12 protein-coding genes and 1 pseudogene are annotated in these 14,730 nt (G+C 46.0%); 9 read left to right on the top strand and 4 right to left on the bottom strand.

Annotation, left to right across the window (positions count from 1 at the left end; genetic code table 11):
* Nucleotides 1–68 precede the first annotated feature (68 nt).
* From gldL to gldN, 4 genes are all read left to right on the top strand, one after another.
* Complete coding sequence (gldL, locus tag LN737_RS26040; RefSeq protein WP_405513421.1) at nt 69–881, top strand: gliding motility protein GldL; 813 nt, start codon at nt 69–71, stop codon at nt 879–881.
* 110 nt (nt 882–991) lie between these two features.
* On the top strand, nt 992–2,578 hold the full coding sequence (gldM, locus tag LN737_RS26035; protein WP_405513419.1) for a gliding motility protein GldM: 1,587 nt from the start codon (nt 992–994) through the stop codon (nt 2,576–2,578).
* Nucleotides 2,579–2,634: 56 nt separating this feature from the next.
* Nucleotides 2,635–3,123: a hypothetical protein gene (locus LN737_RS26030; protein WP_405513417.1), complete on the top strand. Its 489-nt coding sequence runs from the start codon at nt 2,635–2,637 to the stop codon at nt 3,121–3,123.
* Entirely contained in the window at nt 3,099–3,692 is a 594-nt protein-coding gene (gene gldN, locus LN737_RS26025; protein ID WP_405520526.1) for a gliding motility protein GldN, read from the top strand. The genes LN737_RS26030 and gldN overlap by 25 nt, the downstream gene beginning before the upstream one ends.
* Before the next feature lie 98 nt (nt 3,693–3,790).
* On the opposite strand, the gene uvrC is transcribed toward gldN, so the two are convergent.
* The 3 genes from uvrC to LN737_RS26010 form a co-directional block, all read right to left on the bottom strand.
* Entirely contained in the window at nt 3,791–5,602 is a 1,812-nt protein-coding gene (uvrC, locus tag LN737_RS26020) for an excinuclease ABC subunit UvrC (RefSeq protein ID WP_405513415.1), read from the bottom strand.
* Between the two features lie 147 nt (nt 5,603–5,749).
* Nucleotides 5,750–8,029 carry a penicillin-binding protein 1A gene (locus LN737_RS26015; RefSeq protein ID WP_405513413.1) on the bottom strand — a complete coding sequence of 760 codons (2,280 nt, stop codon included), beginning with the start codon at nt 8,027–8,029 and terminating at the stop codon, nt 5,750–5,752.
* A gap of 172 nt (nt 8,030–8,201) precedes the next feature.
* Entirely contained in the window at nt 8,202–10,460 is a 2,259-nt protein-coding gene (locus LN737_RS26010; protein WP_405513411.1) for a tetratricopeptide repeat protein, read from the bottom strand.
* Between the two features lie 115 nt (nt 10,461–10,575).
* Between LN737_RS26010 and LN737_RS26005 the strand changes: the two genes are divergently transcribed.
* From LN737_RS26005 to atpH, 5 genes and pseudogenes are all read left to right on the top strand, one after another.
* Nucleotides 10,576–10,851 carry an AtpZ/AtpI family protein gene (locus tag LN737_RS26005; RefSeq protein WP_405513409.1) on the top strand — a complete coding sequence of 92 codons (276 nt, stop codon included), beginning with the start codon at nt 10,576–10,578 and terminating at the stop codon, nt 10,849–10,851.
* 449 nt (nt 10,852–11,300) lie between these two features.
* Entirely contained in the window at nt 11,301–12,416 is a 1,116-nt protein-coding gene (gene atpB / locus LN737_RS26000; RefSeq protein ID WP_405513407.1) for a F0F1 ATP synthase subunit A, read from the top strand.
* 119 nt (nt 12,417–12,535) lie between these two features.
* Nucleotides 12,536–12,793, top strand: a complete 258-nt coding sequence (atpE, locus tag LN737_RS25995) for an ATP synthase F0 subunit C (protein ID WP_405513405.1) — start codon at nt 12,536–12,538, stop codon at nt 12,791–12,793.
* Between the two features lie 217 nt (nt 12,794–13,010).
* Nucleotides 13,011–13,505, top strand: a complete 495-nt coding sequence (locus LN737_RS25990; protein WP_405513403.1) for a F0F1 ATP synthase subunit B — start codon at nt 13,011–13,013, stop codon at nt 13,503–13,505.
* 81 nt (nt 13,506–13,586) lie between these two features.
* Nucleotides 13,587–14,125: pseudogene (atpH, locus tag LN737_RS25985) on the top strand (ATP synthase F1 subunit delta).
* Between the two features lie 80 nt (nt 14,126–14,205).
* On the opposite strand, the gene LN737_RS25980 reads toward atpH, so the two are convergent.
* On the bottom strand, nt 14,206–14,661 hold the full coding sequence (locus LN737_RS25980) for a GNAT family N-acetyltransferase (RefSeq protein WP_405513401.1): 456 nt from the start codon (nt 14,659–14,661) through the stop codon (nt 14,206–14,208).
* Between the last annotated feature and the right edge of the window lie 69 nt (nt 14,662–14,730).

The raw sequence follows: 14,730 nt of genomic DNA, 5'->3' as shown, positions 1-14,730 counted from the left end.
CGTTGTGGTCTCGTGGTGAAGTATACCACACAGAACTAATTACCTATTCCAATTAACAATCGCTTATCATGGCAGCAGCAAAGTCCGTAAATTTCTTTTGGGATCGTTTAGTACCAACCATTTATAGTGCCGGTGCCGCCGTTGTAATTGCCGGTGCCTGGGCAAAAATTACCCACAATGAACAATTTGGCTGGTTGCTAACCGCCGGTCTACTTACCGAAGTAGTTATTTTTGGCTTGTATGCATTTCAGAGTTTTACTATGCCCGTTACCGCTGCAGACGATTATGCATGGGAACGCGTTTATCCTGAATTGGCAGACGATTATAAAGGTGAAGCTCGTAAACCTGCTCCACAGGCAAATGGCCTGACAGGTAATATGGATCAAATGCTGGCTCAGGCAAAAGTTACTCCTGAAGTGTTTGAGCGTTTAGGATCAGGCTTTCGGAATCTGAACGATACCGTAGCGAAACTATCCGATCTTACAGAAGCAACCGTTGCGACGAATGATTATGCTCGTAATGTGAAGTCGGCATCCAGCTCAATTACCGAGATGAACAAATCGTATGGAACGGCTATCACCGCTATGAATTCGATGGCCGATGCCACTACGGAAGCAAAAGATTATCGTGATCAGTTCCAGAAAGTAACCAAGAATATGGGGGCTTTGAATGCCGTTTATGAACTGGAATTACAGGACACAAACAAGCATTTGAAAGCAATGAATGCTTTTTATGGTAGCCTGACGGCTGCGATGGAAAATATGAGTGATGCTAGCCGCGATACGCAACAGTTTAAAAATGAGCTGGCTAAACTGACTAGTAACTTAGCGTCTCTCAACGGCGTTTATGGAAGCATGCTAACCGCTATGCGTGGCAATTAATTGAATTCAACAAAAATTTGTAGACTAACGTTTGTAGCGTATTATATGCTAGTATAAGCAGAACGTCAGTCTACAAACTACTTCACTTACCGTATTACTACCATAAGTTCATGGCAGGTTCAAAGGAGACACCCCGTCAGAAGATGATCGGGATGATGTATCTGGTATTGACCGCAATGTTGGCTCTTCAAGTCACATCGGCGATTCTGGAAAAATTTGTATTGATCAACAATAGTTTAGAGCAGTCGACCGGTGCCGTTAATAAGGTTAACCAGTCAACGTTCGACAATATTCGCGCTACTGTTGAAAAGTCAGGAAATCGGGCAACTGACCTGGCTATCGTTAAACAGGCTGACGATGTTCGGAAGTTAACCGCCGATATCGTTAGCGAGCTTGATAAAATCAAAGAGCAAATTGTTGAAGCAGGCGGTGGTCGCGACGAATCTGGTAATATCAAAAACCTGAGTGAGGAGGAAAAAGTAGCCCAGCTCATGATTGGCACAGGACGTAATGGAGCCGCATTCAAATTGAAAGATCAATTGAATGGCTACATCGATAATGTCTCTAAGTATTCGAATACAAAGTATGCACCGATGGCGCTTGACGGGAAGGATGATCCGATTGCCAATCGGTCACCAGATCAACGCCGGAAAGATTTTGCGGAATTAAACTTTGCACAAACACCTGTGCCAGCAGCTTTGGCTGTATTAAGCCAGAAGCAAGCCGACGTTCGCCGGATTGAAGGTGAAGTACTGGACGTATTGGCCAGCAAAGTTGGTGCGCAGGATGTGAAATTCGACAAAATACTGGCTATGCTCAGCATGGAATCGAAGGTCGTTGTAGCGGGTACCAAGTTTAAAGGTCAAATGTTCTTGGCTGCTTCGTCATCAGGTATTCAGCCTCGGATGAGCCTAAACGGCGCCCCCGTTCGGATGCAGGATGGACAGGGTATTGTCGAATTTACGGCACAAGGCGGTGCTTATGATAAAAATGGATTGGCTCGCCGTACGCTAACCGGTTCGATTGCTTATCAGACGCCTGCTGGTTTGAAAACGGTGCCTCTTTCAGCTGAATATTTTGTTGCTAAGCCATCTTATCAGATTGAGACAGGAACAATGCCACCGTTGTATCTGGGCTGTGCCAACAAGCTAAGCATTCAGAGTCCGCAGTTAGGGGCTTTGTGGAATCCAAATTTCTCGGCTGATGGGGCCGCTGTTATTTCATCAGGAGAGAAGGGTAAAATTACTGTAGTGCCAAGTTCATCCCAGGTAGCACTTAATATCAGTAACAGTGGTAGTCTGCTAGGTACGGAGCGTTTTAAAGTAAATAAAGTGCCGCGCCCAACTCTGGAAATTTTTGTCGGCGGGACGCGGGCTAATGATCCGCGCGGTGTCCCCGTATCATCGGCTCGTAGTGTACGTATTCAGGCAGTTGCTGACCCAAGCTTTGCTGCGTACTCGCCAGATGATGCAAACTTCCGCACAACAGGAGCTACCGTATCGTTGGTACGTGGAACAAGACGTGTGAAATTTGCAACTGTAGCAGCGGGTGGTGGCTCAATTGCTGACTTAGCAGCTGAAGCACAGCCGGGTGATCGACTGGTTATCCAGGTTGAAGGCGTACAGCGTCGGAACTTCCGTGGTGAGATTAGTGATGTACCAATGGGTAGCCCCCTTCAGCAGGTTTCACTTTATTGATGTACTAAAGCGGCTTTTTTACCGTTAACATACTGAATTGACAATAAATAGTAGCCATGAAACAAATAAGGACGATAGGATATGCTAGTGCATTGACCGTTGCGGCATTTGCGTTGACAAGCGGTGACGTACTGGCTCAGGAGAAAGCGAGCAATGGCACTAATCCATTGTCAGTTCGACCTGTTAATGAAAACGATATCATGATGAAGAAGACCCTTTGGCGTCGGATAGACCTGAAGGAGAAACAGAATCAGTCGATGTTTTCAAAGAACAATGAAATTTCAAAGTATCTGATGGAAGCGGTAAAGGCTGGTCTGATTGATGCGTACACAAACGATTCGTGTACGACGAAATTGACCGCTGAGAAATTTCACGATAACCTGCTGATTCCAAATACAGGCGGTGGCTTATCGGCTGAAGAGAAAGCAGCTGGTTTTACCGAAGATGGTAAAGGCGCGAACAGTGATGGCTGGGATAACGCGACTAAAAAAGACAATAAGAAAAAACCGGCTGATGATGGCTGGGGAGCCCCAAAAAAGCAGTAGCAGCGACTGAACCGGCCGATGATGGCTGGGGAGCGCCTAAGAAGAAAGTAGCTACTACCAAAAAGGGTAAAAAAGGTAAAAATACGGTAGTTGCTCCCGTAGTAGAGCCAAAGAAAGATTCGGTTGCAGTAGCTGCTGCCCCAGCGCTTTCGGGTGATGAATACTTCCCTAAAGAACTCAATATTCTTGAAATTAAAGAAGATTGGATTTTTGATCGGAAACGTTCACGCCTGTACTATGATATTCAGACGGTAACTTTACTATTGCCATCTGATAAAAACGAAGCTGGGTTTGAAAAACCAATAGCCTCGTTTAAGTACAAAGATCTGGACAAGTTGTTCCGCAGCGATCCGAAGAAATTCATCTGGTATAACCCGCAAAACCAGGCACAGCATAAAAATCTGGCTGATGCGTTTGATTTACGCTTGTTTTACGGCCGGATCACCAAAGTAGCTAACCCTGGCGACAGCGATTTAGTCGGTATGTATGGCGATCGGGAGGGCTTGCTCAAATCGTATCAGACTGAGTACGAACTGATGGAAACTGAACATAGCCTTTGGGAATACTAGGAGTTTAGTTCTCTGCATAATATAAACACAAAAGGTGTAACCATATTGGCTACACCTTTTGTGTTTAAGTGAGTTCTGGATTACGCTAAGTTCTGAAACTACCCATTCTCGATTGTATCAAAATACTGCTTTAGCTTCAGGGCCCGGTCTTTTCCAACGATTTCTGCTACTTCATCAAAAGGAGCTTCACGTATCGTTTTAACCCCTTTAAAGTGTTTCAGTAACTTGGCCGCGGTACGTTTGCCAATGCCTTCTACATTTTCTAATTCGCTGATTAAGCTATTACGACTGCGTTTGTCCCGGTGATACGTTATAGCAAAGCGGTGAGCTTCGTCGCGAATGCGTTGAATCAGTTTGAGCGACTCGGATTTCTTATCAATATAGAGGGGTAAGTTGTCTTCGGGGAAGTAGATTTCTTCAAGTCGTTTTGCTATACCGATAATTGGCACTTTCCCATACAAATCCATCGCTTTCAGAGCATCGCAGGCAGCACTAAGCTGTCCTTTGCCGCCGTCGATTACAATCAGATCGGGCATATCCGTACCCTCGGTCAGGACACGCGTATACCGGCGGGTGACGACTTCATACATACTGGCGAAATCATTCGGGCCGATAACGGTTTTTATGGAGAAATGCCTGTACTCTTTATTAGCCGGTTTGCCACCTATAAAGCAGACCATAGCCGAAACCGGATTCGTCCCCTGAATATTCGAGTTATCAAAACATTCAATTCGATTGGGAATCGTTTTCAACTGAAGATCCTGCTTCAGCCGAATAAGGACCCGATCCTTTTTGCTAGCATTAGCGGTCGCTTCAGCCGCTGCGCGCTCCTGACGTTCACGACGGAAGTATAACACGTTTTTCAGCGACATATCCAGTAGCTTTTTCTTATCACCAATCTGCGGAACGGTCACCTCAGCCTTCATGTCAAAGTCGAGAGGTATATTTGAAATGATCTCTTTAGCCTGACTACCATACTGCTCCCGAAATTCGATGACCATCATGGCCAGTAAATCCGTATCTGCTTCATCGAGTTTTTTCTTGATCTCAACCGTATGGGTCTGAACTATGGTACCGTTGACGACCTTCATAAAATTGACGTAGGCCGTAGACTCATCAGAGGCAATAGAGAACACGTCCGCATCATCAATTTTCGGATTAACGACCGTCGATTTACTCTGAAATCGCTGCAGTACGTCCATTTTTTCTTTGTACTTCTGCGCTTGCTCGAAAGCCAGTTCACTAGCTGCTTCAACCATTCGGTTTTTAAAATATTCCTGAGCTGGTTTCAGATTGCCTTTTAAAATGTGATGGATCTGCTCTATGTCGCCATTGTAGTCAGTTTCGCTCTGTTTGCCTTCACATGGCCCTTTGCAGTTGCCAATGTGATACTCCAGACAAACTTTGAATTTACCCGCTTCTATATTTTCCGAAGCCAGATTGTAGTTGCAGGTACGGATTGTGAATAACTGACTGAACATATCCAGCACTGTATACATCGGCTTCAGGTTGGCGAAGGGGCCATAAAAGGTACCTAGTTTACGGTCGATACGCCGAGTTGTGAGTACGCGTGGAAAATGCTCATTGGTTACGCAAACAAATGGATAGGTTTTATCGTCGCGCAGGAGAATATTGTATTTTGGCTGATAACGTTTGATCAGTTGGTTTTCGAGCAGTAGAGCGTCAAATTCGGTATGTACGATGGTGAACTCAATCTTCCGAATCTGACTCACCAAACGTAACGTTTTGCGGTCATGCTGCTTTGAGTTTGTAAAATAGCTGCTTACCCGATTCTTCAGGTCCTTAGCTTTTCCTACATAAATGACTTCGCCCGAAATATCGAAGTATCGATAAACACCAGGCTCGTGGGGCACTTTGGTTAACTCTTTCTTGTAGTCGAATTCTGACATATTGTGGTACCGACCAGACGGGTTGGAGGAGAAACAAAGGTAAGCGACCGACACAGACAGCCGGTACTACAAAACAACCGATAATACGTAAAGGTTGCCGGATTTATATCTACTAAAAAGGGCCGCAAATTGCGGCCCCATTGTGGTTTACTGTAGTATTTCATCTTCATCTTCTGGTACAACCTTAGGCGGAATATACCGTTGCGAAGAGTCGATATGGTAACCACCACAATCGATCTTGAAGTTATTGGGTTTGCGGAAAGGCTCTGGCCGATAACTTGTTAGAGTTGGGTCTTTATATACTTTTTGCATGTACATAGCCCAGGCAGGCATTGCCAAACGGCCTCCCTGTCCTAACTCAATAGTGCGAAAGTGAATAGGCCGATCATCACCACCAACCCATAAACCCGACACTAGATGCTGCGTCATTCCCATAAACCAGGCATCTGAGTAATTGGACGTAGTGCCGGTTTTGGCGGCAATCTCATTGCCGCCATCCATTAGTTTGTATTGCGTACGTAATCGCTGGGCTGTACCATTGGGTTCTTCAACAGCCCCACGCATCAGATGCAGCATTTCATACGCCCGGTTTGGACTGATAACTTGATTGGCGTCAGGGTGAAATTCTTTTAAAATGTTGCCGTTTTTGTCCGTAATCTTAAAAAGAACCATAGGTCTCACCCGCATACCACCGTTAGCAAAGGCACAGTAGGCAGCGACCATTTCATAGACGGATACATCGCCGGTACCCAAACAGAGGGTTGGGTTTTCGGGCAAATCTTTGCTCTCAATCCCCATATCATGGGCGTATTTAATCACCTCAGCGGCACGGGTCTTCTTGATCAATTGGGCGCTTACCGTATTAATCGATTGGCCCAGAGCCTCACGTAACGACAGGCTTCGGTAGCTGTATTTGCCGTTCGAATTATGGGGTGTCCAGGCGGGGCCACCGTTGTTATCTTCGCCGTGGGCAAACGTAGTGGGCTGGTCCGTTACGTGACTGCAAGGCGTCACAAATCCCTGATCCATAGCCGTCAGGTAAACAAAGGGCTTAAAGGTTGACCCTGGTTGCCGACGACTCTGGCGAACGTGGTCGAACTTCATATGCTTGAAGTTAATCCCACCTACCCATGCTTTTACGTAGCCAGACCGAGGGTCCATTGACATGAATCCCGTATTCAGGAGCCGTTTGTAATATTTGATGGAATCCAGCGGACTCATCGTTGTGTCTTTCTCATTACGTCGGCCACCATACACGAAGACTTTCATCTTGACAGGTTTGCGCATGTCCTTCCAGATGGCTTTTTCGTCGGCTCCATAAACAGCCTTTAGTTGTTTGTAGCGGCTGGTTCGGCGGGCAACGGATTCTATAAAGCCCGGTATTTCAACGTATTTCTTGGTTCGCTGATCTTTCTGTACCCAGGGGTTTCGCCCGCGCCAGTGTTCATAGAATTTCCGCTGCTGATCCCGCATGTTGGCCATAACAGCCTCTTCGGCGTAAGCCTGCATACGGGAGTCGATAGTGGTATAGATTTTCAGACCACTGGTGTAAAGATCCAGGTCGTCATCATTTTCTTTATTGTATTGATTAATCCACCGTCTGACATCACCGCTAATGACCGAGCGAAAGTAGGCTGCCATACCCGTGTTCTGATTTTCAACACTGAAATCGAGCTTTAGCGGCTTACTCTTATACGTAATGAATTGCTGCTCGGTCAGGAATTTGTATTTTTTCATCTGGCCCAGTACCACATTCCGACGCTCTTTTGCCCGATCTTCAAACAGACGTGGGTTATAAAGTGTCGGATTTTTGAGCATACCTACCAGCAGAGCGGCTTCTTCTACGTTCAGGTTCCAGGGTTCTTTGTTGAAATAGGTTTTGGCCGCTGTTTTAATCCCATACGTATTATTTCCAAAGGAGACCGTGTTGAGGTACATCATCATAACTTCCTGCTTGGTGTAGTTACGCTCCAGACGCACCGCCAGAATCCATTCTTTAGTTTTAGAGATAACCAGACTGATAATCGGGACATGGCCAAGAACTCCTTTTAATTCTTCCTGCCGGGTGTCGAACAGGTTCTTTGCTGTCTGCTGAGTAAGTGTACTGCCTCCGCCTGAACTTGACGCATCCTTAAACGTGAGTAACCCGCTTACTGCCCTGAATAATGAGCGCGGATCGATACCCGAATGTTTGATAAAACGGGCATCCTCCGTAGCCAGTAAGGCCGACGTTACATTGGGCGAAACCTGGGAAATTTCAATAGGCGTCCGGTTTTCAACGTAGTATTTACCAAGCAGTTGTCCATCGGCTGTATAAATTTCAGATGCTTCTTCGCTTTTCGGATTTTCGAGCGCTTTCAGACTCGGCATACCGCCAAACAGCCACAAAAAATTATAACTGACGGCGGCTACATACAGAATCAACATGATGATTCCGAGCAGTGAAAACCACCAGAGATTTCGAATTAATTTCCGGTAACGACCGGGGCAAGTTCAAACATTAGCTATGTGTGGGGATTTTATTTCAAATGTACAGGTTCAGGGTTCTACGTTTTTCTACACCAACCAAGCCCAAATCTGAAACATTAAATGATGAAACTTATTTTCGATTTACAGTTGCCTGACCGGCCGCAGCCAACATCTCCTTTGCACGCGGTAGCAACTCACTAGCGGGATAATCACGTACAAATTCGGCTAGTGCCTGTTGGTACGCTTCGAGTGGCTTGACCTTACCTACCAGAATGACACGTAACAGCGCCAGTTTATCTTCCAGTTGCGAACCAGCAAACTGACTTAGTGCATTTTCGGCCCGTGTAAGAGCTTCGGATGAATTATTCGATTTATAAAGTTCATAAATAGCTGTATACGCTTTTTGAGCCTGCGCTTCAGAATCTGTTGTTTGAGCTGCTACGCGTCCGGTTAGACGAGCGTAGGACGTATTTGGGTACTCAGCCAATAATTTCTCTTTCCAGTTCGACGGTTTTCCCAACTGTTCATTAGACAGGTAGAGTAAATAATAAATTTCAGGTTTCTGAAGCGTGTTTGGATAACGGGTCAGTAACTGTTCAAACGTCGGTATGGCATCGGCAGGCTGATTAAGCTGAAATTTGTACAGCTTACCCAGCCGATAAAGCGCGTTTTCGATCTGTTGATTGGTAATGGCCTGTGCTTCTTTCGAAACAGGAATTTGCCGCAGCAAAGCTGATTTCTCCGCCATGCGAGCCGCTACGTTTCCGGCGGGAGATGTCCCGGCAACTCTATTCAACATATCCGATTGTTGTAGAGGACTATTCGGGTTCACTGAATTAGCGGGCGTTGCGCCTGTCAGCGGGTTTCCGGCGCCAGCCACAGCTTCCGATGCTTCTTTGTTGGCACGTCGCCAGTTATCTTCAAGAGGACGATTGCCCCATTTAACCTGAAACTCCTGCCTGCCCTGACTTAAGGCAATCGGATTATACAAAACCCAGCGTTGGGCGGGTTGCAGATTTGAATTAGTCGCCCCCGGAACGGTAGCTACTCCGCCAGCCGATGCCTGTGCTGTGAGTTGTTGGGCTCGTTCAGCCTGCTCTCTGGCTTCTTTTTCCCGTTGGTCAAGTGTCTGATCCAGAAATTTATTCAGGGCGTTCGGATCCATCCGGGCCAGCGTCAGCAAGCTGTCGTTTGTTTGAATCGTCGTTTTATATTGAACAAACTCGTCAAGAGCCGCTTTCCGGTTTAATAAAGCCGCGTACTCGGGCGATTGCCGGGGAAGAAGTGTCAACGCACTATCGTAATACACTTTTGCCTTGGCATAATCTGTTTTTTTCTCAAAATACAGTTTCCCAATCTCCAGATATGTAAACGGAACTTGTGTTGAACTTGAACCGGACTGCCGAATGGACTGGCTGTAATACTTGATTGCCTGATCAATTCGACCACTCCGGGCTTCGAGTAAGCCCATTGTGAAATAAATCTTGTCTTTCAGGTCAACATTTTTTCGATCAGCTAATAAACTCTCAAAGGTTTCTGACGATTTAGCCATTCGCTTTTGATCGCCTGTCAGCCCATTGCTTTGAATGGCGAATAGATTGGCATAAAAAGACAAATCGTACGTTGGCCTTGACTTCAGAACCTGTTGATACTGATCAACGGCTTTAACGGGCTGGCCAATTAGATCATACAACTGGCCGGCAATGAGGTGAAGCCGGGCTGTTGCTTCCCCTTTATCCAACAGGGGAAATGTAGCCTCCAGGATACCTACGGCCGTAATGTACTCGCCCTGGCGTTGGTGTAAATACGCTTTGGTTAGGTAGAAATCGCGTGTATTGTCTTTATTGAGAGGTTGCGTGCGTAAATACTCAGCTACGTTCAGGGCGTTGGCATAATCGCTGGCTTCAACATAGGCCCGCATTAACCCAACAAGAGCGATGTGTTTATCGTTTTCGTTGGTGCCTTTTGTGTTGACGTATTTAAAAACCTCAATGGCGTTCGGCAAATCCTGTTTCAGTAAGCGTGCCTGACCGATGAGGTTGTACGCATTATCGAGCCAGTTACTGTTTTGATGTCGCTCAGGGATAAGCGAGGCTTTTTTGATGGCATCATCCAATTGGGGCTTTACCGCCTGAATGCGCATTGAATCGACCGGCAACAGGATAGGGAGTAGTTGATTGTAATTCTCCTGTCTTGTTTTAAATAAGGTCTGCTCTGCCTGTTGAATCTCATCGCGGGCAATTACGTAGGCGTTGAAATGAGCATTCAGGTTATGATACCCCTTACTCAGAGGTTTTGTACTGTATTGGGAACAGGAAACCAACCCGCCGGTCAGGAGAAGAAAGACCGTAAGTAGAAAAATTGGGGGGTAACGAAAATAGCAGGACATTCGAAAATAACGCGTGATCACTCGTATTAAAACGTTCTACGTTGGCTCAGCATTATGGAACGTTGGCCAAATTAACGAATTTTAGCTGGTATATTGCACTCCTTCCATGAATTCTATGCAAAGCGATCCTGACCAACCTGCTCCAAACGAATCAGATAAACCGACCCGGGATGATGATTCAATGAAAAAGGCGACGGAACAAACCAAATCGTTTGCGGAGTATAGCGGCATTGCCTTTCAGATGCTGGGTACGATCGGGTTAGGGGTTTGGGCAGGTATGAAACTGGATGAGTGGCAGCATAATCCTCGACCGATCTGGACGATTGTTCTGTCGCTAACGGCAATCGGCGCATCGCTTTATTTATTTATTCGACAATTGACGAAAAAGTAGTTAGCAACGGGCGGAGAACAAATAACTTAATTTACCCAGCGGCCCCTGCACTACGATTCTGCCTTTCATGCTTAGGACAGTTTTATTCACAGCTCTATTAGCAATTGTATTTTTTTTAGTTACCAAATATTCTTCGGTCCCTTGGGTACATCCGGAGTGGAAACTTCTTTTAATCTTTTTTTTAAGTGTATCTTTCCTAACCCATCGGCTGGTAGAGTCTGGTTTACAAGGAGATCGTGAACGATTCATCCCACTTTACCTGGCTGCAACCGTGGCCCGCCTGATTCTGGGTCTGGCTTTCATTGGTTTTTTCCTGTTTCGTCACATCGAACAGCGTCGGGTCTTCGTTCTGGACTTTCTTGTACTATATATATTTTATACTGGCTTTGAGATTTGGACGCTTACTCGTAACTTGCGACGCGATTCGTAAAAACGATTTGTCAAACTAGATGATGCGTTCAGTTATCAATAAACTTTTGTTAGCTACGGCTCTCATTTTGAGTTCGTTAGTAAGTATTCAGGCGCAGGAACACAAGCCGGAAGGTGAATCACACGCTCAGCACAAAGGCGACGCGCCCGCCGAAAAAGGAAAATTTAATGTAGGTGAAATGATTATGCACCACATTAAAGATGATCACGGCTGGGAGTTTGCGCACGGTGTTACGTTGCCACTTCCTGTCATTCTTTACTCAAACGATCGGGGTCTGGAAGTATTTTCGTCGTCGCATCTGGCGCATGGCGAAGTATACAATGGCTATAAAAATGAGCATGGTAAAATTCACCGTGTTGATGCCGCTGGCAATGCTGATCACGAAGCCAAAATCTACAATTTTTCGATTACCAAAAATGTGGCTTCATTACTGTTGAGCGCCATTATTATGTTGCTGGTGTTTTCGGCGGTTAGCCGGGGGTATGCCAAAAACAAAGGCAAGGCGCCATCGGGTATTCAATCGTTTCTGGAGCCAATTATCCTGTTTGTGCGGGATGAAATCGCCAAGCCAAGCATCGGTCCGAAATACACCAAATTCTTACCGTATCTGCTGACCCTGTTCTTTTTCATTCTGGTTAACAACCTGTTAGGGCTGTTGCCTGGAGCGGCTAACCTGACTGGCAACATTGCCGTTACGTTGGTGCTGGCAGTGCTGACATTCATTATTGTTACGTTCAGCGGTAACAAACACTACTGGTTGCATATTTTGAAGCCAACGGGTGTTCCTATTGCGTTGCTGCCGATTATGATTCCGGTTGAGATTGTGGGTGTGTTTATGAAACCCCTTTCCCTGATGATCCGATTATTTGCCAACATTACGGCTGGTCACATCATTATTCTGAGCTTGCTCGGGCTCATCTTTATGGCCAATCACATGGGCGGAGCCACTACGAGTGTTGCCATCAGCCCAGTTGTTCTGTTTTTTACCCTGTTTTTAAATATGATCGAACTGCTTGTTGCATTCCTGCAAGCGTTCATTTTTACGTTGCTCACGGCTATGTATATCGGCAGCGCCGTTGAGGAACACCACGAAGCGGATCATGGTATCGGTTTCGAAGGTGCGGAAGCGCACTAATTCAGTTGGCGACTGAACCGGCTGGTGGGGTATAACACAATGGATCATCATCTCGCCAACGGTCTGACTAACTGGTTAATTTGCAATCTTTTGTTTCACTAATAAATCTGTTTGAAGTTATGTTCGCAACGTTGTTTGCTCTGCTGTTAGAAGCTACGGGTAGCGTATCGGTTATGGGTGCCGCTGTTGGCGCTGGTCTGGCCGCTATCGGTGCTGGTCTGGGTATTGGTCGGATTGGTGGTAGTGCTATGGAAGGTATTGCCCGTCAGCCAGAAGCGGCTGGTCGTATCCAAACCGCCATGCTGATCATCGCGGCTCTTATCGAGGCCGTGGCTCTTTTCGCAGCTGTTATTTGTCTACTTGTAGCTACGGCTTAATCCACCCGGCTCAGGTAGCATCTAAAGTTTGAGTAGGCCTGTGCATTAGGTGCTGGCTGCACTACTCACCCGATTTCCGAGAAACCTTTGCCCACTTGGGGTTGCCGGTGGGCAAAGGTTCTCAAACAAAAGATTGATCTCGATTTATGATACGCTGAAGAAAGCCCTTATCGTAAGTCTTCTCTGAAAATCCGAATTCAAAAATCACATATCAAAAATGGATCTGCTTACTCCCGATCTTGGTTTGTTATTCTGGCAGGTAATTGTATTTCTTGGCCTGTTTCTCATTCTCCGCGCTTTCGCCTGGAAACCCATTACGGAAAGCCTGAACGAACGCGAAAACAACATTCAAAGCGCCCTTGATCTGGCCGAGAAAACCCGGTTAGAAATGACTGCGCTGAAAGCTGATAACGAAAAATTGCTGGCTGAAGCCCGTTCTGAGCGTGAAGTTATTTTACGCGGTGCCAAGGAAACAGCAGACAAAATGCTTGCCGATTCGCGTGAAAAGGCAGAAGCCGAAGGTCGGCGGATTCTCGACCAGGCTCGTGAGTCGATGCAGAATGAACGGCAGGCACTGGTAGCGCACATGAAAAAAGAAGTTGTTTCGCTATCGATTGAAATTGCTGAAAAAGTACTTCGCAAAGAACTCAGCGATAAAGGCGCACAGGAGAAATTAGTAACTGATCTCGTATCTCAATCCCGCTTGAATTAGTCCTGATTGGTTAGCCGTTGAGCCAACTGGTATACGTACGTACTGACTCTTCGACTGACGATTCACTAACTGAATAAAATTATGGCAGTTGCTACTGTTGCCGCCCGTTATGCCAAGTCGTTGTTGGATTTGGCGCAGGAAAAAGGTCTGACAGAGACGATGTACAAGGATATGCTGTTTTTTAAGAAGACAGTAGAACAAAGTCGTCCATTATTACTCATGCTTAAGAACCCAATTGTTCGGGCGGAGAAAAAAATGCAATTATCAAAGCCGTATTCGCCAAGCGCGTTGATCCGGTAACTATGGCGTTTTTCCAGATAATCGCCAAAAAGAATCGGGAGTCGATTATGGATGCCATTGCTGATGAATTTGTCAATCAGTACGACCGGCTGAAAGGCGTAGAACGAGCAACCGTTGTTACAACCGTACCGTTGACCGATGCATTACGTAAGAAATTTACGGCAATGGTCATGAATGCGACGAATGGCAAAACGGTTGAACTGGAAGAAAAAATAGATTCAAAACTCATCGGTGGTTATATTCTGCGCGTTGGTGACCAGCAAATCGATGGGTCTATTCGTAGCCAGTTAAATGATCTGCGACTGAAATTTTTGAATTAATACGGTACACGTATACATACCTGTAAAGCCACTTTCCGAAAGGAGCAGTGGCTTTTTTGTTTAGGAGTGCATGAAGCTGCTCATAAGGCCTTAACCAGCTTGACATGCGTGCGTTTGAATGACTCACGTTCGTAAAACCGGATCGTATCGCTTCGCTTCTGGTTGGTTGTAACCTCCAGATTGATAAAATTTTCCTGCCTGGCCAACGTATCAAGTGCCGCAACGAGCTGGTGGCCAATGCGCTGATTACGTACATCGGGTCGAACAAATAGCTCCTGTATCTCACCCACTTTACCGCCATGATGCAGCAACAATTGCACATGACAACTCACAAAGCCTACTGTTTCTCCCGCTTTTTCAGCAACTAAATAATGAACATTCGGGTCGGCTAGATTATGACGGAAAATGTTCAGAAAAGCATCCTGATTTAAGAGGAGGTCTTCGAGCGCGCATAAAAAAGCGTAGATGGTAGGTGCGTCGTTCCAGGTAGCGGCACGGATTTGTAAGGTGTCGATGGAAGTAGAATGAGGAGACACGATGATTTATAGGATACATTTATTGGAACAGATCACGCGATTAAGTTCGCCTTTTTCAGGTTGCCATCC

This window comes from Spirosoma sp. KNUC1025 (assembly GCF_045160025.1).
GTDB lineage: Bacteria > Bacteroidota > Bacteroidia > Cytophagales > Spirosomataceae > Spirosoma.
The sequence above is the reverse complement of the archived record's forward strand: the minus strand, read 5'-3'. Positions and strand labels throughout refer to the sequence as shown.